The organism is Acidobacteriota bacterium, assembly GCA_040754075.1.
Classification (GTDB): Bacteria; Acidobacteriota; Blastocatellia; order UBA7656; family UBA7656; genus JBFMDH01.
In genome coordinates, this window is the sequence record JBFMDH010000001.1 from 504,138 (window position 1) to 529,644 (window position 25,507).

Here is a 25,507-nt window from a genome sequence, read left to right on the forward strand (position 1 = left end):
CGAACATGAGCGCGAATGAACAGAAAAGCAAATTTGCACCTATAAAATCCTATGGTATCCGGGCGCGCAATACCGCAGCAGATTCCGAAAATAAAATTCACGACGATGAAATCGCTTCGCGTTACGGGTTTCGCGGCGGCTTGGTTCCGGGCGTCACGGTTTATGCCTATATGACGGTGCCGCTGGTTGAATCGTTTGGTGAAGGGTGGTTGGAACGCGGGGCGATGCAGGTCAAATTCAACCGTCCGGTTTATGAAGGTGAGAGCCTCACCATTCGCGCAGATGTCGATAATGATACTGAACCGCGACGGGTTTTTATCAACGCCGAACGCGAAGACGGGGAAGTGTGCGCCGTGGCGATTGCAACATTGGATGACAAGGACAGTTGGATGATGCCGCAAATTGATGATTATCCAATTAAAGATTTGCCGGAAAGCGAGGCGCGCTCGAAAGCTTTACGCGAAAATTTTATCATCGGCGCGGCAATCGGAACGCTTACGGAGAAAATTGATTTAACCGGGCAAGCGAAAGATTATCTGCAAAAGATTGATGAGCATCTGCCGAATTATTTTGGTGAGAGAGCGGTTCTGCATCCGGGTTATCTGCTGTCGCTTGCCAATCAGATTTTTGTTTGCAATTTCACCGTCAGTCCTTGGATTCATGTGGGAAGTGAGTTGATAAATCGCAGCGCGGTTCGCGATGGCGAAAGGCTTGCGGTGCGCGGGCGCATTGCCGAATGTTTCGAGCGCAAAGGGCATGAATTCGTGGTCTTGGATTTGCTGTTTGTGGCTAACGAAAACCGCATCGCCGCACAGGCGCGCCACACAGCGATTTATAAATTACAGGAGAAATAATGGATAAGGTAGCTTTAATCACCGGAGGCGTGCGCGGCATCGGGCGAGCGATTGCGCTGGCGCTTAGTGAGCGCGGATGGGCGATTGCCACCTGTTATCGCGCCAGCGAAGAGGATGCGGCGAGCCTGAATAAAGCATTGGCGGCAAAAGGTGTGCGGGCGATTTCCGAACGCGCAGATGTGTCTGATGCGCGTCAGGCGGAAGCCTTTGTGCGAATGGTTGAAAATGAATTCGGGCATATTGATGCGCTCATCAATGGCGCAGGACCCTATCATCGCGTCAATTTGTTAGAAGAAACCGTTGACGGTTGGAACGAGATGATAAACGGCAATCTCAATTCGGCTTTTTATGTGAGCCGCGCGGTTATTCCTGGGATGAAGGAGCGCCGCTCAGGACGCATCATCAATTTCAGTATGGCAAATGCCGATAAAGGTGAAGCCCAACCGTTTGTCACCGGACACTATATTGCGAAATCGGGACTTTTGATTTTAACGCGGACGCTTGCCAAACTCCTTGCGCCGTTTAACATCACGGTCAATGCCATCTCGCCCGGGTTTATTGATTCGGGCAGCGCCTCCGCAGACGAATTACAGAAGATGCTGAAAACCATTCCCGCAGGTTATCTGGGAAGCGTTGAAGATTGCGTGAGCGCGGCGCTTTATCTGCTATCCGAAGAAGCGCGTTACATCAACGGCGGCAACATTCATTTAAGCGGCGGTTGGGGCATGTAGCGGTGAATACAAAAACCAAATGCGACAAAATGGAGAATTGCATTAGACCTGCTTGGACTGCTATTGCAATCTGACCGAATCAGATGAACTGAGGTTCCTATAAATTTAAGAAATTATTCAAGCATCAAGGAAGTTCGGGACAATTTATTATTTTCTCTCACTAGGTTAAGGATAAGCCTCACGATCCGACCGATAAAATCACAAAACAAAGTTGGATGAACCAACTTGCAGGTGTTGAGAGAGGGCACTGTGTTTGATAGACGAAATTCCGTAAGACATATTCTGCATTGGCAAATTGATATTGATGGACGCGACAGTTTTGGCAGGCTATTTCACGAATCCTGCGTGATGGAAGATTTAAGCTCAACCGGAGCGTTTTTTTATTTGAATCATAAAGTTGAAGTTGGTACAGAGGTATCGTTAGCGATTAAATTACCGACAACCCTTGCAACGCATATGCGCTACACCGCCAAGGTGGTTCGCATCGAAGAGCGCAGTGCAACTGAAGAAATTGCAATGAGAGTTGCGGATATGCCGCAACGCTTTGGCATCGGCGTGCGCTTTGATTCGCATAAGCCGGTGTTTGTTGATGGATAGATAAAAGCCAAGTCCTTATAAAAATCTAAGCAATTATCGCTTTCTTAATTCAGAGGCGCGCGGCGCGCGGGCGTTGTCAGGAGCGTAAGCAGGAAACGCTCTGCACAATGCTTGCGAACCTTGCGCCTCGTTTTTTTTCAGCGCCGGTTTTATATTAGCGAAAGAAAAGTTGTGAGATGAGAGCTATTGGCGAATGATTTTACTTTGAATCGTTTTTAGAAGCGATCTTTGACCGCTGATACAACCTGGGAAATGCTTTAACAGGCGGCTCTATAGCAGTTTGCAAAACGATTTACTCAAGTTGAGGAAGCGGTCTTTGACCGCGTGTGACGGGAAACGCGGTCAAAGACCGCTTCCTCAACCGAGGCTGAGTAAACTCAATCGCAAACCGCTCTAATTGGCAGTTTGTAATTTGGCGATAGCGGCATCGCAGCGGGCTAAATCCTGTGCCGCAATTTCAACCGTGCCGTGGTCAGGCGGCGTCCAGATGCCCTCTTTTTTTATGGCGTCGTAAATTTCAAAAGCTTTGTGCAACCATAAACGCGCTGCCTGCCAGCGTTCAAGCTGTCTATCGGGCGGCGTGTTTTTTGCCGCAGCCAGCGCCGCGTAAGCATTACCGAGATAGGCATAACTTGATGCGCGAAAGGCGCGCAATTCGGCATTCGAGGGATTCGCGTCGGCTAATGCTTCCGCAAATTCACGCGCCTGGTTGCAATTTGCGAGCGCCCCGTTTTCATCTCCCTGTTTAGCCATTAGAAGTCCGCTTTCTTTCAATACCAGAGACAACTCTGCGCGCCCGAACATATTGGCTTTATCCGATGAACTGATTTTTTCCAGAATGATTTTAGCTTGATCAAAGGTGTGTAGCGCGGCTTGCGGTTCAGTAGTTGTTTGGACGATGCCGATTTTTGCCAGAATCGAAGCCGACCCGTAAAGATATTGGGTATTCTGAGGGTCGGCGTTGACCAGGGTTTCGCAAAGTTTTTTTGCTATGCGGTAATTTTCCAGCGCGGCGGTGAAATTCTTTTTTATTTCATTGGCTTCTCCGAGCGAAGTGTAAGCGCCGACCACACCGGTTTGATAATCGACATTATGGGGATTTTCTTTTGCCAACTGCTGATAAATTTTCAGCGCCTTGCCAAATGCCTCAATCGCGCCATCCGGGTCACCGGATTCGCCGAGCGCGTCGCCGATGGCTATCTGGTTTTGCGCCATATCTCTGCGCGCATCGGGATTGGTGGGGTCATTTGCCACCAGTTTTTCATTGATGCTGCTTGCTTTGTTCAGTAATACCAACCCGCCTTTGATATCGCCCGCCTGCGCCTGCGCATAAGCCGCGCGGGTGTAATTAATCCAGAGGTTGCGCGCCGCTTCCTGATCGTTGGGATTGGCGCTCAACAAGCCTTCTTCGATGGCAATGGCTTTTTGATGATATTCGATGGCGCTCTTTAAATCGCCTTTCCAATGCAACACGCTGCCGATGCGATTGTCGAGCGCGGCAACAGCGCGACGGTCATCCTGATGGTCTGAGTTTTTTGCCAGCAATTTTTCGCGAATCGCCAGTGATTTTTTGAAACTGGCAAGCGCGCCTTCCATATCGCCGAGATTGCCGATAGTAGGATTGCCCTGCACATCGCCGACTTTTTGATAAGCCGTCGCGAGTTCACGTTGCAGGGTGTCGTCGCTTTCGGCTTCCTGTGCGAGGCTGTCCAAATATTCAAGGGCGCGTTTGACGACCAGTTCACGAGCAGGGGTTGCGCCGGGTAAATCGGCAATCGCATCGTGAAATTCAAAGAGAAATGAATTGGCGAGTTGACGGACATCATTAAAACGGCGTTCGGCTTTACGTTTTTGAATCGTGGTGGTGATGATGCCACCAATCAAAGTCAGGAGAATTAACGCCGCCGCAAGCATGGCTGCTTTGTTGCGACCCATGAATTTCGAGGCGCGATACCAGAGGGTGTCCTGGCGGGCAATCACCGGCAAATTTTCGAGATGGCGACGAATGTCATTGGCAAACTGATCAACCGATGCATAACGTCGCTCAGGTTCTTTGCGCATCGCCATCAACACGATGTTGTCAATATCGCCTGCCAGACGTTTACGCAATTTTTCCAGATTGCCGTCGCGGGCTTTGCTCACGGCTTCGGGGGTGATTTCGACTTCCATTCCATCGCTTAAAGAAACGCTTTCGGTGCGTTTGACGGCGGTGCTGGGTTTTTCAGGATTTTGCTGGCAAATCACCAGCGCCAGATTTTCCGGCGTGCGCGTTTGAAAACGATAGGGTCGATGACCCGTGAGCAATTGATAGAGTAAAACGCCGAGCGAATAAATATCGCTTGCCGTGGTAATCGGTTCGCCTTTGACCTGTTCGGGACTGGCATATTCAGGAGTCATCAACCGAACCGCTGCGATGGTGGCTTCAAGCGGGTGGTCTGCAAGTTCAGGATTGAGCAATTTGGCAATGCCGAAATCCAGAAGTTTGGGAATGCCGTCATCGGTAACCAATATGTTGCTCGGTTTCAGGTCGCGATGGATGACCAGGTTTTGATGCGCGTAATGCACTGCCGAACAGACTTTGCGAAACAGTTTCAAGCGTTCGATGGTTGATAAGCGGTGCGTGTCCGCATATTCGGTGATGGGTTTGCCTTCGATGTATTCCATCACAAAATAGGGACGACCATCGGGGGTCGCGCCGCCATCGAGTAGTTTGGCAATGTTGGGATGGTCTAGGCTGGCGAGAATCTGGCGTTCATTGCGAAACCGCTTGATGGCAAAGTCATTTTCAAAACCGATGCGGATAACTTTAATGGCGACCTTTTTGCGATATTGCTCGTCGTCGCGTTGCGCCAGATAAACGATGCCCATGCCGCCTTGTCCGAGCACGCGAAGAATTTTGTAAGCGCCGATGTTGGGTTCGATGAGCAGCGCAGATTGTTCTTCTTCACTGAGACCGATGGTTGCGGCATCTGAAAAGAGTTGAGTCGTCGCTTCCTGCCGGGTGGCATCGGAGTTATCGAGCGGTTGGGTGCTGCTCGCGGCATGATAACTTGCGGTCTTTTCAAATAGAAAAATGCGGGCTTTCACTTCGTTTTGCAAAACGGGATCACCGGCACACGCCTGTTTAATGTACGCCTCGCGTTCGCCGTTATCGCGAGCGAGTGCCGCGTGAGAAATCAATTCAATCTGTTGTTCGCGTTCCGAATTCGTACTCATAGAGGCAAGCTCAGTTGAAGATAGTAAATTCTGTGAATAGACACTTCAAGTGATTTGCGAAGCGACTCCATCAGTTTTGAAAATGGTCAATACAAAGTCAGTTTCAGAACTTGCAGAGATTTTTGAAACCCGACGGGCGATGCCAGCGAATTGCATGGAGCAAGCCATTTGCCTATGATGAGTATTGAGTAAATACATTTCAGGAGAAAAGGCATGTCAGTGAATCGGAGGAAATTTTTGAAAACCGGCGGCGCAACGGCAGTGGGACTCGCAGCGGTTTCAACGACCGTGGCGCAGACTGCAAAAACCAAAACCGCAAAAAGCTCTGTGAAAAAACGCAAAGTGTTGACTGACCGCGCCCCGAAACCCGCAGGACCTTACAGCCAAGCCATCATTGCCAACAATACGATTTATGTTGCCGGTCAGGTGCCGACCAACCCGAAGACCGGAAAGATAGAGGCAACGACTTTTGAAGAGCAGGCAACTCAGGTTTTTGAGAATATCAAAGCGATACTGGAAGCCGCAGGCTCTTCGATGGCAAACGTTGTGAGCGCGCGGGTCTTTCTGAGCGATTTGAATAATTTTCAGGCGATGAACAATATTTACCGGCAATATTTCACCGGTGATTTTCCGGCGCGGACAACCGTCGGCGTACAATTATCGGCAAATATGCAAATCGAAGTCGATTGTATTGCCGTATTATAATTTGGAAGTTGAATCGTGAGTTTTAAATTATTAAACAAAAGCAGCATCTTCATCATCGCGCTTGTGATGATGACCATCCCTGTTTACGCGCAAAGTAAAAGCGCCAGGACCAAAGCCAAAAAGCCTGCACCTCAAACAGCGAAAAAAGAAGCCCCGGCGGTTGCGAAATCGAAGGAATTGATTGAAGCGACGGAAAAGCTCAAAGCCGATTTAGAAAAGGAAATTGTTCTTCGTGAAGCGAGCATCAAGAAGATTAATGACGAACTGGCGAAAAAACGTGAGCTTTTTGAAGCCGGAATCATTTCAAAAAAAGAGTTGGAGGATAAGCAATCCGAAGTCGCAGCCGCACAGGCGGAACTGAACGCCCGCAAACAGAAAATGAACCAGGACATGGTTCAAGTCGATAGCCTGCTTGCCGAAGTCAAAGCTATCGAACAGATGGCGAAATTACCGAACCTGCGCGTCGGTGGATATGCAACAACCGCCGCGATGATTCGTTATAACGGGCCATCGGCGTGGGTGCTCACGGACATTGCCAAAGTCGATTCGTTTTTTACTTCACAATTCCGCCGTTCATTGCCGGTCAGCGCCTTCGGGCAAACCGAAGTTCACAATCGACTGGGATTCGACCATCGCAATTCGGTTGATGTCGCCCTTCATCCCGATAGCGCCGAAGGGCAGGCATTGATTAACTATTTGCGCAGCGCAGGCATTCCGTTCATCGCATTTCGGCAAGCGGTTCCGGGGTCAGCGACCGGCGCGCACGTTCACATCGGCTACCCCTCGCATCGATTTACGCGGTAGCGGAATAAATTTGATAGGTTGATGATTTATCGATTGGGAAAAACCGAAATACCAATTTATAAGGATGTTCAGGAGGTGAGGCGGTGAAGCTTACAAGCGTTTTAGCCCTGAGTTTATTGACATTTTTATTTATTGCCTGTGGCAAGTTGAGCGCCAGCGTCACGGTTGAAGAAGGCAATGCGAACGTTGAAGGCGCACAGGCGAAAGCTGATAAGTCGGCAAAGAAGGAGAAGAAGATGAAAGTTGTGAAAACCGATGAAGAGTGGAAACAGATACTTTCACCGGAAGAATATTATGTGACCCGCGAACACGGCACGGAACGCGCTTTCACGGGCAAATATTGGGACAATCACGAAAAGGGAACTTATGTATGTGCCGCCTGCGGGCAGGAGTTATTCGAGTCCGATACCAAGTTTGATTCGGGCACCGGTTGGCCCAGTTTTTATAAGCCGGTCGAAAAGGATGCGGTCGATGAAAAACGCGATACCACTTATGGCATGGTGCGCACCGAAGTGTTATGCAGCCGTTGCGATTCGCACCTCGGGCATGTTTTCGATGATGGTCCCAAACCGACGGGACTGCGGTATTGCATGAATTCAGCGGCGCTCAAGTTCGTGAAGAGAGAGAAATAATTTTTACTAAACTTTAAACCTGCGAAGCCGCAAAGATGAATTTCTTTGCGGCTTTAATTTTTTTCGTGGCTTGTGCGGCATTTATGTCGCATACTGAAACTTCAAATACGTCGTAATATATTTCTCTGATTGAAAAACCAAAAAATTAAGTTTCTTTGCTCAGTGTGCGACTCTTTTGTCGGACAGTTTCATAAGTTCATTGTGTTCGATGTTCAAGAATCAAAGATACGGCAATCTGAGGAGTCATAAAACCATCAGGTGCTATTAATGATTTTAAGTTTAGGGTTAAGCTAAACCTAACTTTTGGCATTTTGTTTTCTGAAAGGAGCAAACATGATTCAAGTAAAAGTTATTATTTTGTTGATCGGTCTAATATCAAATATTGGGCTGGCTCAAGGGACAAAAGAGTCCAATGAGAAAGAGCGGGTAAAACAAACCATCGGCATATATTTTGAAGGACTCAAAAAGTGTGATGCGGAAATTATCAATCGTGTCGTTTATTCCAAAGCCAAATGGTTTTCAGTAGTTGATGGCAAAGTGCAGGAAGTAACTCAGGAGCAAAAGACAAAAGCCGTGAAAACCAATCCGAGTCAGAGGTATGCGAAGGTAGAAGGCAGAATCCTTGAAATTGACATAAGCGGAAAGAATGCTTTTGTAAAAGCAGAGATTGATATGGCATATGGAATAGTGACCGAATATTTGCTTCTTTCGAGCATTAGCGGGGAATGGAAAATTATTAGCGGTACAGCCTCCGCGAAACCTAAGGAATAGGGCAGAAAACAAGCTGAAATTTTAACTGCAAGACAGGTTGTAAATTGGACGGCATCACCTGTCTTGCAGTAAACACAACCCAGGATGTCAAATTTTTTGTGTGAGCGACCTATGAAACTTGCTTAAGGCTGGGAGCTACACTGAATTCAAACTGAATTTCTACCTTCACTAGACCGCAAAGATGAATTTCTTTGCGGCTTTAATTTTTTTTCAGGATAGAAGTCTGAGCTGATTGAATTTTGCGTAAAACCTCGCGTTAAGAAGTGGAGAATAAAAATCCCGAATTTATTTCACAGAGGTTTTATGTCTAAACAAGCACCATCACAACTCGTTTCAGAAGTCCCTTTGGAAGTTCAGTTTTTACAGATGCTCAGCGGGTACTGGGTATCGCAATCGCTTTATGTCGCGGCGCGACTCGGCATTGCCGATTTGCTGGCAAACGGCTCGCGCGCGGTTGAAGACCTTGCCCAGGCGAGTAATTCGCATACGGAAAATCTCTATCGTCTGCTTCGCGCGCTAGCGGGCGTCGGCGTTTTTGTCGAAGAAGAGAACCGCAAATTTGGATTAACTCCGCTTGCCCAGTTTTTGCAGACCGGCGTAAACACTCAGCGGGCAATGGCAATTCACATCGGCGAAACCCCGTCGTGGAATGCCTGGGGTGATTTATTGCATACGATTCAAACCGGCGAAACCGCTTTCGCGCACGTCAACGGTCAAGAGGTTTTTCCTTATTATGCAGAACATCCCGAATCACAGGAGCCGTTCAATCAAGCCATGACCAACTATTCGGAAGTCGTCAAAGCCGCGGTCTTGCAGGCTTATGATTTTTCCGGCTTCAAAAAAATCGTCGATGTCGGCGGCGGTCACGGCAGTATGCTCACCGCGATTCTCGAAAAGCATACTGAAATGCAAGGGGTGGTTTTTGATTTGCCGCCGGTAGTCGAAGGCGCAAAAAAGCGCATCGAAGAAGCCCATTTAACCAATCGCTGTGAAGCCATAGGCGGTGATTTTTTTGAAGCGGTTCCGGCGGGCGGCGACGTTTATACCTTGAAGACCATCATTCACGATTGGGACGAACAGCGCGCCATTAAAATTCTCAAAAACCTGCATCGCGCCATGAAAGATGACGGCAAATTATTGCTCATTGAAACCGTCATTCCCGAAGGCAACGAACCATCGTTCAGCAAGCTGTGCGATATTCATATGATGGTGATGACCGGCGGACGTGAACGCAGTGAATCCGAATATGCAAAGCTATTTGCGAAGGCAGGATTTAAACTCACGCGCGTCGTGTCTGGCGAATTTTTAATCAGCATCATTGAAGCCGAAAAAGTAAAATAAGCACTGCGATTTATGGATGCATTAAAGGCGGCGAAATTAATCGTCGCCTTCTTTATTTTGGGTGATGGTGATTGCAAAAGGTAAAGAGTTTTCTACTGCATCAAACGAAGGCTTTTTGTAAGCCTTGATACGGCTTAACAAAATTTCTCGATTAGCAAACGCAAAAATTTGCGCGACGCCTGCGGTTTCAAGGTATAATGCCGCCTATGGTTGATGTCGTTGAACAACCCAAAACCAGAAAAAAAGTTAAACCTCGTTGGCGCGTCTGGGCATTTAGAATCCTGCTGGCGGTCATTATTTTAAGCGTGCTTTATCACGGCTGGATTCTCGCGTTGGTCTTTCGTTACAAATCAACCAATCCGCAAATCACCGCGATGATGCAACAACGCGCCTCGGAAGCCGAAAGCGACGGCAGAGAACCCAAACGTGAACAGACCTGGGTGCCTTACGAAAAAATTTCTTCAAACCTGGTTCGCGCCGTGCTTGCCGGTGAAGACCAGAAATTTTTCGACCATGATGGCTTCGATTGGGAAGAGTTGCAGAAAGCCGTTGAAAAAGATTGGGAAGAGAAAAAATTTAATCGCGGCGGTTCAACCATCAGTCAACAATTATCGAAAAATCTATTTCTTTCAACCTCAAAGAACCCTTTGCGGAAATTGCACGAAGCGTTGATTACCGCCGAGATGGAGCAGATTTTATCGAAGCGTCGGATATTGGAAATCTATTTGAATGTGATTGAATGGGGCGATGGCATTTACGGAGCCGAAGCCGCTGCCCGTCATTACTTCAACAATTCTGCGGCATCGTTAAATGTAGACCAGGCAGCCTATCTTTCGGCGATGATTCCGGGACCGTTGAATGCCTATAACCCGACAAAAAATCCCGGTCGGGTCAACCGTCGCAAAGCCTTACTGCTTAGACTCATGCGCCACGTCGTCATTCCCAGAGATTTGGATTGATTGCCAACTATTGAGGTCTTACGATAAGGGTAAAATCCGTACTCTCGAACGCCCTTCATCCAAAACAATCAACGCGCCTGCATCAACGATTCGTGGTTTTGTAAAACGTCAATGACAGGTTTTTCCAGATGGGCGGGCGTTATATCTTGTGTGCGGACTTGAATGACGCTCGGACTTTCGGCTTTCGTCAACGCCAAAGCCGTACCAAAGTCCAGATCGTGTGTGAAAACAACATAATTATTATCCCGTGCCCAATCCATCAAAACAGTATCTGCGGCGCGCGGGTCGCCAACGGCTGACCAATGAACCGCTGTAATTCCGTGCTTGGCAAATACCTCCACCCAATCGGGTGACAGATTCATATCAATCAGAATCTTCATGTGGTCACTAACGGCAGTTCAATCTCTTCAGCGCGCCACGCAGCATACGCCAAGGCTTCGCGTAAATCTTCTTCTTCAAGGTAGGGATACAGTTTCAGAATTTCGGCGGTTGAATAACCGGAAGCGATTAACCCGACAATCGCGCCGACCGTGACACGCAAACCGCGAATGCAGGGCTTGCCGCCCATCACCTTCGGGTCGAATGTAATTCGTGTTAGCTGTTTCATGTCCGCCATTATACCTTAATGAAACAAATCGCCACAGGCACGTTGTAGAGCGACACCACCGATTCATGACAAATTATGAATATTTCGCGACCAGTTTTTTAACTGTGGTTGAATTGCGCATGGTTGCGGACATTCCAAGAATCTTTTCCATATTCCCTTTAAATAAACTTTCGCTGAAACGGGTTCGACACAGCCAATACATTTCGCGTTGATGAAAATGGAATGCGTCAACCGTCGTTTGCATGGAAAGCATTTTCTGTTGCGCTTCGCCGGTTGGTTCATCAGGCAAAAAAGCGATGTAGATGCCGTGCCCTTCGCCGCTGAGTTCCGCATCGCTGAACGGTTGGTACTGAGCGATAGTTGCGAGTTCCACAGTAGACCGGATGAATGTTGCAACCGCGTAACCGAGTTTTTCTTTTAAGTGTTTTTCAATTTTCTGTTCGAGCGGTTGCGGGTGTTTACCGGGCGAATCGAATATGACATTGCCGCTGGCAATAAAAGTTTCAACATTTGAGAATTCCATCTCTTCAAACAGCAACCGCAACGCATCCATTTTTACGGTATGCCCACCAACGTTGATGGCTCTAAGGAACGCAATATATTTCGGCATGAAAAATTTTTCCTTTGCACGTCATTCTTAAACAGCGAATTTATTTCTTGAAATCATACTGCTGATAGCGCGGGTCTTCAGCCAGTTCATGCTTTTTTAAGAATTCCCAGACACTATTGTTAATGGTTGCCGCAAGATCATAATACGAATGATTGTGATTGGGAATTTCAGTCAATTCACCAGGGAATTCCCGCTTTTTTAATTCGTCGCGGGTTGAGCGTACAACCGTCAAAGGAAAGTACGGGTCTTTTGTCCCAACGAATATTGCCATCGGTATCTTTCGCTTTGCGTAATCAAAAATCGGATAATCTTCCGGTTGAATGGCACCTGCATGAACGGCAGTGGCAGCAAAGTATTGCGATTCATACAAGGACATGTAGAGCGCGAAGATTGCGCCGCCTGAGTGACCGAATAAATATACTTTGCGGGGATTTATTAGGTATTTTGATTTGATGGCTTCGACTAATTCATGTAAAAAATCGGGACCGTCAACAGGCGTAACCCATTGGGACGAATCCCAAGAATCCGGGCCAACAATGATTAGCCCCTCCTGCTTTGCTTTATCTTTCCACTTTTCGACTAAAGATAAGCCATTACGTCCTGAACCATGTAGCAACACAATAAGCGGTGCCGGTGTTGTGGGCGATAAACTTTCAGGAACAAATAAGTGGTAAGTGCGCTGTTTGCCTTGTGAGGTTATCGAATCTTTTACAATCTTTTCTGATGATGCATCTGTCTTCAGCGGGAGCATCAGGAATATAAAGATGCTTAACACAGTAAATTTCATATAACCTTCCTCCTATCCAATGATCACTTCATCTGGGTGTTGCTGATGAAGGCGATTTTTTTGCTGTCGGGCGACCACGAGGGGACATTGATGGTTCCTTGACCGCCGTACACATAAGCGATGACTTTCGCTTGACCGCCTTGAACCGGCATCAATCGCAGGTAAACCTGTTTGTAAAACGGATGGTCGTTCGGTGAAACCTCTTTTAAAAACGATAAAAACACCACCCATTTGCCATTCGGCGAAAGGTGCGGGAACCAGTTGTTGAATTCGTCATTGGTTAATTGTTCAGGATTGCTGCCATCGGCTTTCATGCGCCAGAGTTGCATCGTCCCGCTGCGCGCCGAATTGAAGTAAATGTATTTGCCATCGGGCGCGTATTCCGAACCGTCATCGAGTCCTTTGGAATTCGTGAGATTCACCTCTTCGCCGCCCGCCGAAGGGATTTTATAAATATCAAATTCGCCGTTGCGCTCTGCCGTGTAAATTAAAAACTTGCCATCCGGCGACCAGCCGTGCAGATAAGAATGCCCTTTAGCGGTCACCCGTCGCGGTTTGCCGCCGCCAACCGGCACCACATAAATAATCGATTTGTTGCCGTCGTCTCGACTGTGATGACTAATCCCCAGCCACTTGCCATCAAAAGACAACACATGGTCGTTGTTGTTGCCGGTCGCAAAATCCGTATCAATGACCCGAGGGATTTTGGTAGCCAAATCGAAACCAAAAAGTTTGCCTTTGCTGTTATAGATGAGAGTCTTGCCGTCCTTTGTCCAGTTGGGCGCTTGCAGGGAATCGGGCGAAGTATAAATGATTTTTCGGCTGCCCGTTGCCATATCCATGATTTCCAGATTGCTGCCGATGTAATCTCTGTAAGGAACAAAATTTTCTGCGGCAGGAATAATGATTCGGGTATTTTGATAAACCGCTTTTTCGGTCACTGCCTGGTTATGCGAACAGACATACAGCCCCACATAAACTTCATCGCCCAGCGGCATGTCGGAAATTTGAGAATCCGTAAAGGTGTCGCCGAATCGCGCAACCGACATCACATAGTTGTTGCCTCTCTTTTCCAGTTGAATAATGTCCGCGCCTTTGACCGGTGATTTGATTTCTTCGGTGATGCCGCCTGCGGTTTTACGATACTGCAAAGACGTAAGCCCGTCACCATGCACGGTGGCATTCACATGCGCCGAATTGGGTTCCAAAGTCGAACGCACCATCCAGCCGATTTTTCTGTGCGCCTCAACACCTTTGCCGACAAATTGCGCCTGGGTTTGCAGAATGAAATTGCCCCGCAAACGTTTCCAGACGAAATGAAATTCATCGCGCTCTGCCCACATATTGCTGCCGGAACCGCTGAGGGTATAGCGCTGGTTTTCGGCATCGAAAATTGCCGAACCGCTTTGGGCAGGCTTGCCGACATCGGTTTGCCCTTCAAATATGCCAACGGAATTTTGTTGAGAGAAAGCTTGAATGGTTGAAATAAAAATCAGGAATAAGACAACCCCCAAAGCTTTCGGCAGGTGACATCTACGGTTTTTCATGGCGAAAAGGTATGACGATTGACGACGAATTTCAAGTAGCGGAGAGTTGAAATTCGCCTGTAGGTAAACCCAAACGGCTAAACGCCAATCCCTCAACAAGCGCAATTCTAACTGCCGGTTTGAAGACCGCTATTGCGGCGCGCTTCGGCTTCGGCAAGCCAGCCGCGTTTCAATTTATCAATCGGAACCACCGATAAATAGGGCTTGATGTCGAGAATCGGGGTGCCGTCGAGCATATCGACACCTTTAACGTGCAGGTTTGCGCCGTCTCGACTGACGAGTTCGACCACCGTCAGCCCTATGGGATTGGGGCGGCGCGGGGCGCGGGTCGCAAACACCCCGTGCGGGCGATCATCCGATGGCGGGTGACTGATAAGACTGTAGCCTTCCGATTGATGAAAAGCCCAGATGACGAAGAGATGAGAAAAGCCTTCGATGTCCATCAACCCTTCGGCAAACTCCGGCAAAATTTCCAGCGTTCCTTCGGCGGTGTGTTCCGCGCCACAACCTTTGGGAATCTGCGATTTTTCCGTGTAGGCATTGCGAACATATCCAATTGCTGACATGGTAAACATAATTCGATTAAAGACAGGATTGAAAAATTTGACAAGCTGAAATAGAGAAAAATGAAGATTAGAACGGATTGCCAAACTGTGGGCTGAGATTGTGCAAATGGTCTTTGACCACAATTCGCTTTAAATCAGGCGGCGCAGTTTGGCGGCGATTAAGGGCGAAAGCGCCATCGCCAGCATGCCGATTGCCAGCAACCCGCCTTTTGCCGGATGGTAATCCGATAAAATTCTCTCCCACGAAAATTTGAAAACCACTCGTCCGAGAAAAATTTCAAAACTGACGGTTAATCCAACCCAGAGCCATCCGACCGATAGCAATTGCCGAACCGTCGTGGCGCGAAGCCAGCGAATGAATGCATAGGTAATCAGAAAAATAATCGCGATGCCGGTGAATACGGTAATTTGCCGCGCCCTGAAATCACCGACTACAGGTTCAAGCAATAGGGTTCGCGCTGTGCCGTGCAGGGTTTCAGCAAAGATGATTAGTAGCCAGATAACGATTCCTCTCAGATAAATCATCCTTGTCTCAAAGCAACTGTTTATATCGTGGCTTCAGTTTCATTGGCTGCAAAATCCATCGCCTCAAGGTCATCATCAATCGCTTCCGGCATGGTGAAAAATCTCAACCATAGAAAACCGATTATGCCAGCCGTCAACGAAGATAATAAAATCGCCATTTTCGAGGCATTGACGATATTCGCTTCGCCAACGAATGCGAGATTGGTAATAAAAATTGACATCGTAAATCCAATGCCACCCAACAGCCCCGCGCCAAAGATGTGCTTCCAATTTAAATCAAGCGGTAACCGGCATAGCCCAATCGCGACCACCAGAAAACTAATCAAAGTAATCCCCAGGGGTTTTCCGGTCACCAATCCGAGAATAATGCCTGCACTGTTTGCGGTGGTTAAATCCTGATACCAGTTATTCGCAATCACAATACCGGTGTTGGCGAGCGCAAAGATTGGCAGAATGAGATAGGCTACAGGTTTATGTAAGGCGTGTTCGATTTTGTGTGATGGTGATTTTGCATCATCCTCTTTGCCGGTGAAGGGAATCGCAAATGCCAGCAACACGCCGGCGATGGTCGCGTGAACTCCCGATTTCAACATGAAAAACCACATCAACGCGCCGCCGATTAAATAGGGAATCAAATTCATCACCCGCAAACGATTGAGAACGACAAGCAATGCAAAGACGCCCAACGCCCCCAGTAAATAACCCGTTGCCAGTTTCGCTGTATAAAAAATCGCAATGACGATAATCGCGCCGAGATCGTCAATCACGGCAAGCGCCGTTAGAAAAACTTTGAGCGAGGCGGGAATGCGGTCGCCCAAGATCGCCAGAGCGCCCAGCGCAAAGGCGATGTCGGTTGCCATCGGAATGCCAATACCGGCTTGTGTCGGGGTGCCATTATTTAAAATGAAATGAATTAACGCGGGAACTCCGATGCCACCGAGCGCCGCAAAAATCGGCAGCAGGGCATTTTTGAAATCCGACAATTCACCGACATAGAGTTCGCGCTCCAATTCCAGACCGATGAGCAAAAAGAAGACCGCCATCAGCGCATCATTAATCCAATGTTCGATGCTTAACCCAATGATAGATTGATGCCAGAAACCCAAATACGTCGCCCCGAATGGCGAATTGGTGATTGCCAGCGAAACGGCGGTGCAGATAATTAAAATTACGCCGCTTGATTTTTCAGAATCGAAAAAGTTTTTGAAGGCTTGGGATAATTTTCTTTTAACTATGCTCATGGTTACCTTTCAGTAGTTTGACCATCAATAAGATTTATTGGAGACGAATTACCGCCCGATTACTAACTTTCGGTGGTTAGCAAAAATACTCTCTTAAACCTGCGATTGAGGGCGCAGCGACACTTTTTTGTTGATGAATGAATGGAGTAACTTGGCGCACTGCCTCCATTCAACTATTTCATGACCGGCGCTGAACTTGATGAGCAGCGCCGGTTATGAAGCTGAACCGTTTATTTCTGCAAGTTGGTGGACGTTTCACCTTTTCCCGCTGTTGTTCTTTCTTGCTCATCTCTTTTATGTTGACGACGAGAAGTGATGATAATCCAGATAACGAATGAAAAAAACAGTACAACCAGACACAGCGCAAAAATAATTTGAGAATCCATAAATCCTCCCTGCAACCGATAGATAGGTCGGCGCACCTGTTGAGTTAGCCATCAAGATAATTTGGAAAATTAGCGCGAAGGGTTTACGCAACAGCCGGGGGGGCGCGGTCGCTTGGTCGGGAGAAAAAATCTACAGAATAATCGGCTTGGGAATAATAAACCGTTTTTGGGAGTGGCACGACATCTGCCACGTCGCATACGAGACTTAACGGAAGACTGACGAAATGATTGATCTGTTGCTCAACGGCAATACGGTTTAGAGTTGGCGATGAGATGTCAACTTTACGCAAGGCGGGAGAAACCGGAGAGGGTAACGGCGAAGAACCGCGTGCCCCGGAAACCTTGAGAAGGTCGGTAGTCGTGGGTGCAAAATTTCGCAAGGGGAGTAATTGCAACCCCACGCCTTCGGAAATACAAAGCGCCAACAGCACGCCGAGAATGGGCAAAGCGCGCAGGCTATAGCGGATTGTGGAGTTGACCGATTTCTTCATCATCCAATTGATAAAATGGCTTGGATGGCTTGAGCGCCCATCACCGCCGGACACTGGCGTGATTATCATTTATCCGTATGCGATAGTTGACCAGATTTTCTGACAAATACTACCTGTCTGCTTCAACGAACTTTTATGATAGTGCAGTATGAAAAACCGCTGCAACTATTTTTTCCAGACTCAATCTGCGATGAGGCAACTCAGTACCAAAGGCGCAGAACTTCAGGAGTTTTTATAGTCAGTCAGGAACCTGAGCGATGAAGCGGTTGGCAAATTTTATCAGCGGGGGAATAATGGCCAAAAAACCGGCAGGATAAATAAAACGACCAGCATGAGGATGAAAGTCAGCAGTGCTCCTGTCTTAATAAAATCCCTAAACTGGTATTTGCCAGGACCATAAACCAGTATGCAGGCAGGCTCAAAGGGCGCGATGAAAGAAATAGACGCTGCCAGCATAATAGCAATCGCGAAACTCCGTTGATTGGCTCCCAACTTCTGCGCTGTCTGCATGGCAATCGGCAGCACCACCAACGCTGCCGCCGCATTTGACATGGGTTGCGTGAGCAAAATGGTTAGCAGGAAAAGCCCTGCCAAAACCACTCTGATACCAAATGGTTCAAGCCCTTCGACAATTCCTTTGGCAAGAAATTCAGCCGCTCCGGTTTTTTCCATTGCCATGCCAAAAGCCATCATACCGCCAATCAAAATGATTAATTTCCAATTGATATATTCATAGGCTTCTTCAATCGTGATGGTCTTGAGCAGGATGGTCAGGAGCGCCGCCCCTAAAAAAACGATTGACAGCGGCAACCATCCAAGCCCACCGACGATGACCGCAATTGCCAAACAAGCGACAATATATCCACCTTTCTTTGCTCGGTTTACAGATGGGCGAATCTCTTCCAATATCCACATATCCGGGTGACGACGCACATATTCGAGTTGATCGGTTGATCCTTGAATGAGCAGCAAGTCACCCATGCGCAAGCGAATATTTCCGACCTTTTCGGTTACCAACCGACCGTGACGATTAAATGCCAGTACCACCATTCCATATCGCAAACGAAAATTGACCTCTTTTAGGGTTTTGCCAATTAAATCCGATTGCGGCGTCACAATGACCTCTGCCATGCGAATTTCGCCGGTCTGCAAACTGTCATCGAAAAGTTTGACTTCCGGTCGAATCTCGATATCGGCGGTTTCCTTGACTTTCATCAAATCGCTGATCCGCCCTTCGACCAGCAGAACATCACCGGATTGGATGATTGTTGATGCATCGGGAATAAACCGAGTATCGCCACGCAGAACTTCGAGAATCCGAAAGCCTATTTGCGACAAACTCGAATGGAAAATCTTCTGCCCAATTAGCATTGAACCACGGGGAATGACTATCTCGCTGAGATACTCGCGAATGTCATACTCTTCGGTCAGGCTTTCTTCGCGGTACTCCGGCAGCAAACGCTGACCAATAAACAGCAGATAAATAATGCCTACTCCTAAAAGCATCAAGCCAATCGGAGTGATCTCAAACAATCTGAGGGCAGGCATTCCTGACCGGGATATAAACCCGCTGACCGCAACATTCGTAGACGTGCCGATCAATGTGCAGGTGCCGCCCAGTATTGAGGCAAAGGCTAAGGGCATCAGTAATTTTGACGGACTCAGGTTAGCGGTCTTGGCTACACCCATTACCGGCGGAATAAAAATTGCTGTTGCCGTGGTGTTATTCATAAATGAAGAGATGCTGCCGATGATGACCATCATGGCAAGCAGAAGGCGATTGCGACCGCCTCGCGCAAATTGATAAAGTCGCGCTGCCAGAATATCCATAATACCGCTTTGTTGTAACGCCCCGCTGATCACAAATATCGACGCAAGGATGATAATGATGTCATTACTGAAACCGGCAAATGCCTCAAGTGGTGTGAGGATTCCTGTGGTTACCAGTCCCATTAACAACAGCAGCGTGATGACATCCACGGAAAGTCGTTCCATGGCAAACATGATGACGGCTATTAGTAACAGTCCCAGAACAATAGCTATTTCCATGACTTTATGCTTGAGCAAAAAAGTTAATTCACTGGTTTTTCAGAAGCAGATGTTGAGAGCTGCTTTCTGAAAAAGCATCCTCAGCGCAAAAGAAATTTTCCCGGTTAAGACGCCGCCTCTGCGAGTTGTAATTTGATTAAAGCCGAGCGGTCGGAATTGGTTCGGAGTGTCACCTTGATGCGGTCGGGTGAAACTTGCCAGCGTTGCGCCAGATAATTACGGATCGCTTGTGCCCGCTCTTCGGCAATCGTTGCTTTTTCTCCAGGTTCGGCATTGGCGATAATTTCCAGATATAGCGTTGGCATCTGCTGAAGGCTTTGCCCGACGCCATCAAGCAGTCTGGCTCTAGTTGTCGGTAAATCCGCCTGATTCCTGCCAAACAACAGGGGACCAAAATCCGAAGGGATGCGCTCATAATTGACGACCACTTCGGGGTCGGCAAAGCGAGCGCGAATTTCCTCGGTGATGATCGTGCGGGCGTCATTGTCCATCTCATGACCGCCAAGGTAGCTGAGGGTAATTTGCATGGCAGCCGTAGGGCTGGTGACGGTTCTGTAGCCCACCATCTGAGTGCCCGTCGGTAAGCGTAAACTCGCAAGCGCACGGTCAATGCCGTCCCAGAAACGAGTCTTTAACTGCGCGACTGTGGGCGGCGTTTCTTTGCTTTTTTCGGTTCGCGCCTTTGCCAGAAAGTCTTGCCCGCTGGCGGTCGGAACATCTACCAGTTGGCAAGATATAGAGTCACGAGGTCGTCCCAGGCGCGTCGCCAGAAGCTTGGTTAGCTCGGTTTTCTCGACTGGTGAATAAGGCAGGGAGGTAAAGACGCGCAGAAAAATGGTCAACTTCTCTCCTTGCTCAGCAATGTTCACTTCATCGAGATAGGAACGCGGTTCGCCCGATGGTAATTGGCTAAAATTTTGTTGCCACACTTCTGTAACCAGGCGCTCCAACCGGTTTGCATTTTGTTTGCGGATAATTTCGTTTTTGAGTTGATTAAACGATTGGCTGAGCGGAATCAAAATCATCAAAATCGGGATTAGGATCATCACAAAGCGCACCGTCAGACTATCAAGCTTTCTGGCTCCTTCCCTGAGCGCGTACCGCCCAAGCGCGCGTTTGAAAAAAGCGCTCTCTGTATCCTCATTCTGCCACTTTCGGGCGATGGACTTCACTTCGTCCGTGCCAATGTGCAGAGCCAGAAAAACAATCATAGCGGTAAAGGTAATCGCCACCAGATTCGTTAGAAAGAGCAAGCCCCCCCCACGCGCCACTTGCATTCCTTCGCTGCCGCTCACGCTGAGGGCAATGCCCATGCCGTAGCCAATCACACACAAAGGCGGCATTAAGGCGACAGCAATGGCGACACCCGGTATGGAAGTGACCACGCCTTTAACTTCTTTGCAGATCGCTATGGAACCGATAGCGCCGGAAAAAAGCGCAATAATGAAATCCAAAGTGTTCGGTTGGGTTCGGGCGGCAATTTCATCAGTCATTTCTCTAAAAGGCAACAAACTGACCAGAACAACCGCAAAGCTAACCGCTACCAGGCAACTCAAAACCAGACTCAACAGCGAGCGAACTCCCAAAATGAGGTCACCGGCTGCAAGCGATAGTCCGCCAGCGAGAATCGGTCCCATCAATGGCGAAATGAGCATTGCGCCGATAATCACAGCCGGGCTGTTGAGAATCAGACCCATCGTAGCGATTCCGGCAGCGAAAAGAATTTGCAGCCAATAGGCAACATCCCGGAGCGTAGCCGATTTGGAGATGTCAACATAAAGCTCTTGTTTGCGCAGCGGGTTTACCCCAAGATGATTGGCGAACCAATCACCAAACCGCCCAACGCCGGAACGGTTCACGGTTGGTCTATCTTCCACTTGTTGCATCGTTGGTTACCTCAGTCTGAGTGGTGCGGGCATTCTATCACGAAGGCTAGACCTGGAATAATAGACGAGATGACTGGGCAGCAAATATTTGAAGGGGAAGCGTATCGTTTTGCGTAAGCTTGGCAGATTTTGAAAATCAACGAGCGAGGCTTATCCGGCAGGGCTTGATTGTCAGAGGGCTGTTCTTTCAAAACTTCAAATTGCAGAGGCGCAGCAAGCATTCACTTTGCGCCTCTGCCTTTATGACTAACTCTGCGGGTATTTCATAGTGAGCGGGTCGGGTAAAGGAATGCGAGTGACCTTGCCCTCTTTCGCGAATTTCATGAGTTGATATTGCGGTTTGTCAGGGTCGCCTTTGGCGATGTCATCGATATTGCCAACCACCAGAATCACCAGTTTGTCCGGTTGCAGGTATTTTTGCGCGACCCGCAAAATGTCATCAGCGGTGACCGCTTTGATGCGCTCGCGATATTTTTCCCAGAAATCGGCGGCGCGACCGGTGTATTCGTCCTGCGCGAAGGTCCCGGCAATCTGCGCGGCGCTCGAAAAATTCAACGAAAAGGTTTCGACGAATTGATTGATTGAAGTATTCAACTCTTCGGGTTTGATTTTTTCTGTGCGGATGCGATTGATTTCCTGCAAAACAATTTCAATCGCTTGCGCCGTAGTCGAACTCTTCGATTGAAATGACGCGGTAAACGACGTTGGATAATAAGTGCCAAATCCGAAATCGGAACCGGCGCTATAAGCCAAGCCTTCATCCGAACGCACGCGACCCATAATGCGCGATGTAAAACCGCCACCTCCGAGGATGTCGTTCATAATCGCCAGCGCGTAATAATCGGGATTGTCCCGCGTCGTGCTGAGGTGTCCGAGGGTGACGCGACCTTGATTGACATCCGGTTTATTGACCACATAAAGACCCGGCACCGGTGTGTGCGTCGGTTTGGGAACCTGCGCCACCGGTTCACGACCGGCGTCCCAACCGCGCATGGCGTTTTCGAGTTTGGCTTTCATCTCGGCGGTATTGAAATCGCCCGACACCGCAAAGATGAAATTCGCCGGGTTGTAATATTTTTTATGAAAGGCGAGCAAATCATCGCGCGTGATGCTTTCAATCGAAGCTTTGGTTGAAAGTCGCGTCGAAAAATGATTATCGCCATACATCAAGCGTTCCCATTCGCGGGATTCGATGCCCTCGGTGTCGTCGTTGCGGCGTTCCATGGCTTGCAGAATTTGCGTCTTGGCGAGTTTCAACCGGTCTTCCTGAAAGCCCGGATTTTTCAGCATATCGAAAAACAGGGCGAGGGCTTTATCAATATCTTTCGATAAGCAATTGAAATTTGCGCTGCCCTGTGTATTGCCGATGCCGCTGCTGAGTATCGCCGCCAGAAAATCCGCTTCTTCATCAAAATCTTCGGCTTTTTTAGTGGTGGTTCCGCCCGAACGAATCTGGCTGCCGGTGAGGCTTGCGAGTCCGTCTTTGCCTTCGGGTTCCAGATAATCACCTGTGCGAACAATGACCGTAACGTTGATGAGCGGCAAGGTGTGGTCTTCGACCATATAGGTCACGACGCCGTTTGCCAACACCTGACGATACTTGGCGCGTTGCGGCGGCGTGTAAACCAGGGTCGGGTATTTCAATTGGTCTGGATGCGCGACGATGCCGCTTTGAGTTGTCGGTTTGGCTTTTTGAGCAATTGAAAAACTCGGCGTCAAAGCGAGAAAGAGGCTCAATGCAATGCCAATCGCTAACGATCTTTCAAGTGCAGTTGCTGACGTGAACCTGACGGTTCGCAGAACTGCTTTCACCGCAGAGGCGCAGAGAACGCAGAGATAGCGCAGAGACGGAATTCTTTCTCTGCCAACTTTCAACGTCTTTTGCGACGCTGCGGTTAATGAAAATTGAGTTGGAGAAATTTGAGGTTCCTTTGAGACTTTCAAACCGGATTCTTCACAGCACAATTGCTTCTTCATTTTCTCGTTCACTGTTTTCCTCCTTCCAACTGCTTCAATCTCTCTTCGAGGAGTTTTTTGGCATATTTGAATGCCGCTTTTTGTTCGGGCGGGGCGCTGGCTTCCTGTTGTTGAATCGAACTGAGAATCTGTTTGACCTGTTCGACTTTCAGTTGCGGCAGCATGGATTTGAGTCGTTGAATTTGCGCGCGTTCCTGTTCGCCCAGGGCAGCCAGTTCCGGGTCTTCGGGGGTATCGCTCTTCTTGGTGTAATAAATCGCCACATTGCGGTTTTCTTTGGCGAAATATTTTTTGGCGACGCGCTGAATATCGGCTGCGGTGACGGCTTGCAGCAACGGCGGGTCGGTGTTGATGGATTGCCAGGTGCGGCTCGATTCGCGCAACAGCAATTGCACCATCAATCCGAAATTGGATTGCAGTTGACGGAAATTATTTGCCGCCAGTTGATTTTTAATCTTTTGCAATTCACGTTCGGGCACCGCTTCGTTCTGTAATTTTTCAATCTCTTTATAAAGCGCCTGCTCGACCTCTTCGGGCGTATTGCCGGGTTTGGCGGTGCCTTGCAATTGAAAATAACCTTCCAGCTTCTGCCCGTTTTGAAATCCTGCGGCAGCCGTCGCTATACCTTGTTGCAGGACGAGCGATTTATACAACCGTCCGGTTCGACCATTAAGCAAAGCCGACATCACCGACAAGGCGTATTCATCTTTGTGCCCGTCGGGAACCGTATGATAACGCGCGCGCACCTGCGGCGAGGTTTCCGCATAAGCGGTCAGGCGTTGTTCGGCGAGTTGCGGCATTTCAAGTGTGCGAACCGGCTCCAATGGCTTGGGCGAAGGCTTCAACCGTCCGAAATATTTTTTCGCAAGCGCCGTGGCATTCGCCGGGTCGAAATCGCCGACAAGCACCGCAGTGAGATTATTGGGCGCATAATTTTGCGCGAAATATGCCAACGCTTCTTCGCGTGTGATGCTCGCCAGGTCGCTCGGCCATCCGACCACGGGCCAACCATAAGGCGATGATTGCCAGAACAGGGATTCAAACTGCTCGTCGAATTTTCCGGTCGGGGTGCTTTCGGTTCTCAGCCGTCGTTCTTCGCGCACCACATCGCGTTCGGAATAGAATTCGCGAAACACCGGGTTGAGCAACCTGTCGGATTCCATCCAGAACCACAGTTCGATTTTGTTTGCCGGAACGTTGATGAAATAGACCGTCCAGTCATTGCTGGTGCTGGCGTTCATGCCTGCGCCGCCCGCCGTCGTGTAGATGCGGTCAAATTCATCTTTCACCATGACTGCGCGTTCACGGTCTGTCAGGTCACTCAGTTGTTTGAGCAATTCCTGATGGCGCGGCGAACGATTTTTCGGGTCGTTGGCATCATCGATTTCACCGAGTTGCTGTCGGTGAATCAACAGGCGCTGCTCTTTGTCAACTTCGGCTTTGACGCGGTCGAGTTCAGCGATGATTTTAAGATTTTCTTGAATATTGCGAGTGCCGATGGCATGTGTGCCTTTGAACATCATGTGTTCAAAGAGATGCGAAAGCCCGGTGATGCCCGGACGTTCGTTGATGGAACCGACCCGCGCAATCCAGCCGGCGGCGATATTCGGGTCGCCTTTGCGTGGCACCATCAACAGTCGCAAGCCATTGTCGAGCGTGACTTCCTGCACTTCGACTTTCTGAGCGACGGCAAATGGCGCGCACAAAAGGAGAATCGAAAAAGTGAAAAGCAGTCTTTTCATGTGGATTAACCTTTCGTTGTTTAACATAGTGAATAAAAGTTTAGCCTGTTTGTTCGAGCAATCAAAAACGAACTGAAAACCGGGGAAGACAGCCAGCGAAAATCAAGCCTGATTTTGAATTGACATCATACCATCTGAAAATGCCTGAACCGCAGGGCGTCTTGCGGTTTAACATTTTTTTACAATAGCCGAAAGGTGGAGTTGCAATTTTGCAGTTCAAGTTAATTGATATTAAAACGAAAGGGTAAATTTATTCTCGGATTGGGCGGATGAAACGGATTAAGCGGATTTGTCCGTTATCCGCTTGTTCCGCAAAATCCGAAGATGAACTCAGCATCGTTTCTTTATAAATTAAATGAGGCGTGGTCATAAATGCTAAGACCCGCCAATAGAATAATAACCGCGCTTGAGCATAGCCAAAGCGCGGTTGACTCCGTAGTATCTCATTTTCCACAAATCGAAACTTTGGAGATGATGAGATGC

24 protein-coding genes are annotated in these 25,507 nt (G+C 48.5%); 9 read left to right on the plus strand and 15 right to left on the minus strand.

Features of this window, described 5'->3' with window-relative positions; translation table 11 throughout:
* Positions 1-5 precede the first annotated feature (5 nt).
* From AB1757_02005 to AB1757_02015, 3 genes are all read left to right on the plus strand, one after another.
* Positions 6-854 (plus strand): MaoC family dehydratase, encoded by an 849-nt coding sequence (locus tag AB1757_02005; GenBank protein MEW6125812.1) that lies wholly within the window; start codon positions 6-8, stop codon positions 852-854.
* Positions 854-1,585 carry an SDR family oxidoreductase gene (locus AB1757_02010; protein ID MEW6125813.1) on the plus strand — a complete coding sequence of 244 codons (732 nt, stop codon included), beginning with the start codon at positions 854-856 and terminating at the stop codon, positions 1,583-1,585. Before AB1757_02005 ends, AB1757_02010 begins: the two co-directional genes overlap by 1 nt.
* A gap of 249 nt (positions 1,586-1,834) precedes the next feature.
* Positions 1,835-2,182, plus strand: coding sequence for a PilZ domain-containing protein (locus tag AB1757_02015; protein MEW6125814.1), 348 nt, complete (start codon positions 1,835-1,837; stop codon positions 2,180-2,182).
* A gap of 393 nt (positions 2,183-2,575) precedes the next feature.
* Here AB1757_02015 and AB1757_02020 read toward each other — a convergent pair whose 3' ends face one another.
* Positions 2,576-5,398 carry a protein kinase gene (locus tag AB1757_02020; protein ID MEW6125815.1) on the minus strand — a complete coding sequence of 941 codons (2,823 nt, stop codon included), beginning with the start codon at positions 5,396-5,398 and terminating at the stop codon, positions 2,576-2,578.
* 213 nt (positions 5,399-5,611) lie between these two features.
* On the opposite strand from AB1757_02020, the gene AB1757_02025 reads away from it, so the two are divergent.
* From AB1757_02025 to mtgA, 6 genes are all read left to right on the plus strand, one after another.
* Positions 5,612-6,103 (plus strand): Rid family detoxifying hydrolase, encoded by a 492-nt coding sequence (locus AB1757_02025; protein ID MEW6125816.1) that lies wholly within the window; start codon positions 5,612-5,614, stop codon positions 6,101-6,103.
* A gap of 15 nt (positions 6,104-6,118) precedes the next feature.
* On the plus strand, positions 6,119-6,907 hold the full coding sequence (locus AB1757_02030) for a hypothetical protein (GenBank protein ID MEW6125817.1): 789 nt from the start codon (positions 6,119-6,121) through the stop codon (positions 6,905-6,907).
* A gap of 236 nt (positions 6,908-7,143) precedes the next feature.
* Entirely contained in the window at positions 7,144-7,539 is a 396-nt protein-coding gene (gene msrB / locus AB1757_02035) for a peptide-methionine (R)-S-oxide reductase MsrB (GenBank protein MEW6125818.1), read from the plus strand.
* Positions 7,540-7,872: 333 nt separating this feature from the next.
* Positions 7,873-8,310 (plus strand): nuclear transport factor 2 family protein, encoded by a 438-nt coding sequence (locus AB1757_02040; protein MEW6125819.1) that lies wholly within the window; start codon positions 7,873-7,875, stop codon positions 8,308-8,310.
* A 303-nt stretch (positions 8,311-8,613) separates the two neighbouring features.
* Complete coding sequence (locus tag AB1757_02045) at positions 8,614-9,651, plus strand: methyltransferase (protein MEW6125820.1); 1,038 nt, start codon at positions 8,614-8,616, stop codon at positions 9,649-9,651.
* A 197-nt stretch (positions 9,652-9,848) separates the two neighbouring features.
* Positions 9,849-10,610, plus strand: a complete 762-nt coding sequence (gene mtgA, locus AB1757_02050; GenBank protein ID MEW6125821.1) for a monofunctional biosynthetic peptidoglycan transglycosylase — start codon at positions 9,849-9,851, stop codon at positions 10,608-10,610.
* Positions 10,611-10,678: 68 nt separating this feature from the next.
* Here the strand turns inward: mtgA and AB1757_02055 are convergent, their stop codons facing one another.
* The 14 genes from AB1757_02055 to AB1757_02120 form a co-directional block, all read right to left on the minus strand.
* Positions 10,679-10,990 (minus strand): DUF5615 family PIN-like protein, encoded by a 312-nt coding sequence (locus tag AB1757_02055; GenBank protein MEW6125822.1) that lies wholly within the window; start codon positions 10,988-10,990, stop codon positions 10,679-10,681.
* Positions 10,987-11,217, minus strand: a complete 231-nt coding sequence (locus AB1757_02060; protein ID MEW6125823.1) for a DUF433 domain-containing protein — start codon at positions 11,215-11,217, stop codon at positions 10,987-10,989. The genes AB1757_02055 and AB1757_02060 overlap by 4 nt, the downstream gene beginning before the upstream one ends.
* 73 nt (positions 11,218-11,290) lie before the next feature.
* Positions 11,291-11,827 (minus strand): DUF1697 domain-containing protein, encoded by a 537-nt coding sequence (locus AB1757_02065; protein MEW6125824.1) that lies wholly within the window; start codon positions 11,825-11,827, stop codon positions 11,291-11,293.
* A gap of 40 nt (positions 11,828-11,867) precedes the next feature.
* Positions 11,868-12,614 (minus strand): alpha/beta hydrolase-fold protein, encoded by a 747-nt coding sequence (locus tag AB1757_02070; protein MEW6125825.1) that lies wholly within the window; start codon positions 12,612-12,614, stop codon positions 11,868-11,870.
* 23 nt (positions 12,615-12,637) lie between these two features.
* A complete protein-coding gene (locus AB1757_02075) occupies positions 12,638-14,161 on the minus strand; it encodes a biopolymer transporter TolR (GenBank protein MEW6125826.1) in 1,524 nt (507 codons plus the stop codon).
* 107 nt (positions 14,162-14,268) lie between these two features.
* Positions 14,269-14,727, minus strand: coding sequence for a tRNA (N6-threonylcarbamoyladenosine(37)-N6)-methyltransferase TrmO (gene tsaA, locus AB1757_02080; protein MEW6125827.1), 459 nt, complete (start codon positions 14,725-14,727; stop codon positions 14,269-14,271).
* Between the two features lie 129 nt (positions 14,728-14,856).
* The gene (locus AB1757_02085) at positions 14,857-15,252 is read right to left on the minus strand and encodes a hypothetical protein (protein ID MEW6125828.1); all 396 of its coding nucleotides are present in this window, start codon (positions 15,250-15,252) and stop codon (positions 14,857-14,859) included.
* A gap of 20 nt (positions 15,253-15,272) precedes the next feature.
* Positions 15,273-16,493, minus strand: coding sequence for a Na+/H+ antiporter NhaA (nhaA, locus tag AB1757_02090; protein MEW6125829.1), 1,221 nt, complete (start codon positions 16,491-16,493; stop codon positions 15,273-15,275).
* A gap of 230 nt (positions 16,494-16,723) precedes the next feature.
* The gene (locus tag AB1757_02095; protein MEW6125830.1) at positions 16,724-16,879 is read right to left on the minus strand and encodes a hypothetical protein; all 156 of its coding nucleotides are present in this window, start codon (positions 16,877-16,879) and stop codon (positions 16,724-16,726) included.
* 83 nt (positions 16,880-16,962) lie between these two features.
* Complete coding sequence (locus AB1757_02100) at positions 16,963-17,439, minus strand: hypothetical protein (protein ID MEW6125831.1); 477 nt, start codon at positions 17,437-17,439, stop codon at positions 16,963-16,965.
* A gap of 210 nt (positions 17,440-17,649) precedes the next feature.
* On the minus strand, positions 17,650-19,419 hold the full coding sequence (locus AB1757_02105; protein ID MEW6125832.1) for an SLC13 family permease: 1,770 nt from the start codon (positions 19,417-19,419) through the stop codon (positions 17,650-17,652).
* A gap of 104 nt (positions 19,420-19,523) precedes the next feature.
* Positions 19,524-21,305, minus strand: a complete 1,782-nt coding sequence (locus tag AB1757_02110; GenBank protein ID MEW6125833.1) for a DUF389 domain-containing protein — start codon at positions 21,303-21,305, stop codon at positions 19,524-19,526.
* A gap of 246 nt (positions 21,306-21,551) precedes the next feature.
* A complete protein-coding gene (locus AB1757_02115) occupies positions 21,552-23,117 on the minus strand; it encodes a pitrilysin family protein (GenBank protein ID MEW6125834.1) in 1,566 nt (521 codons plus the stop codon).
* Positions 23,118-23,290: 173 nt separating this feature from the next.
* Positions 23,291-25,024, minus strand: a complete 1,734-nt coding sequence (locus tag AB1757_02120; protein MEW6125835.1) for a pitrilysin family protein — start codon at positions 25,022-25,024, stop codon at positions 23,291-23,293.
* Between the last annotated feature and the right edge of the window lie 483 nt (positions 25,025-25,507).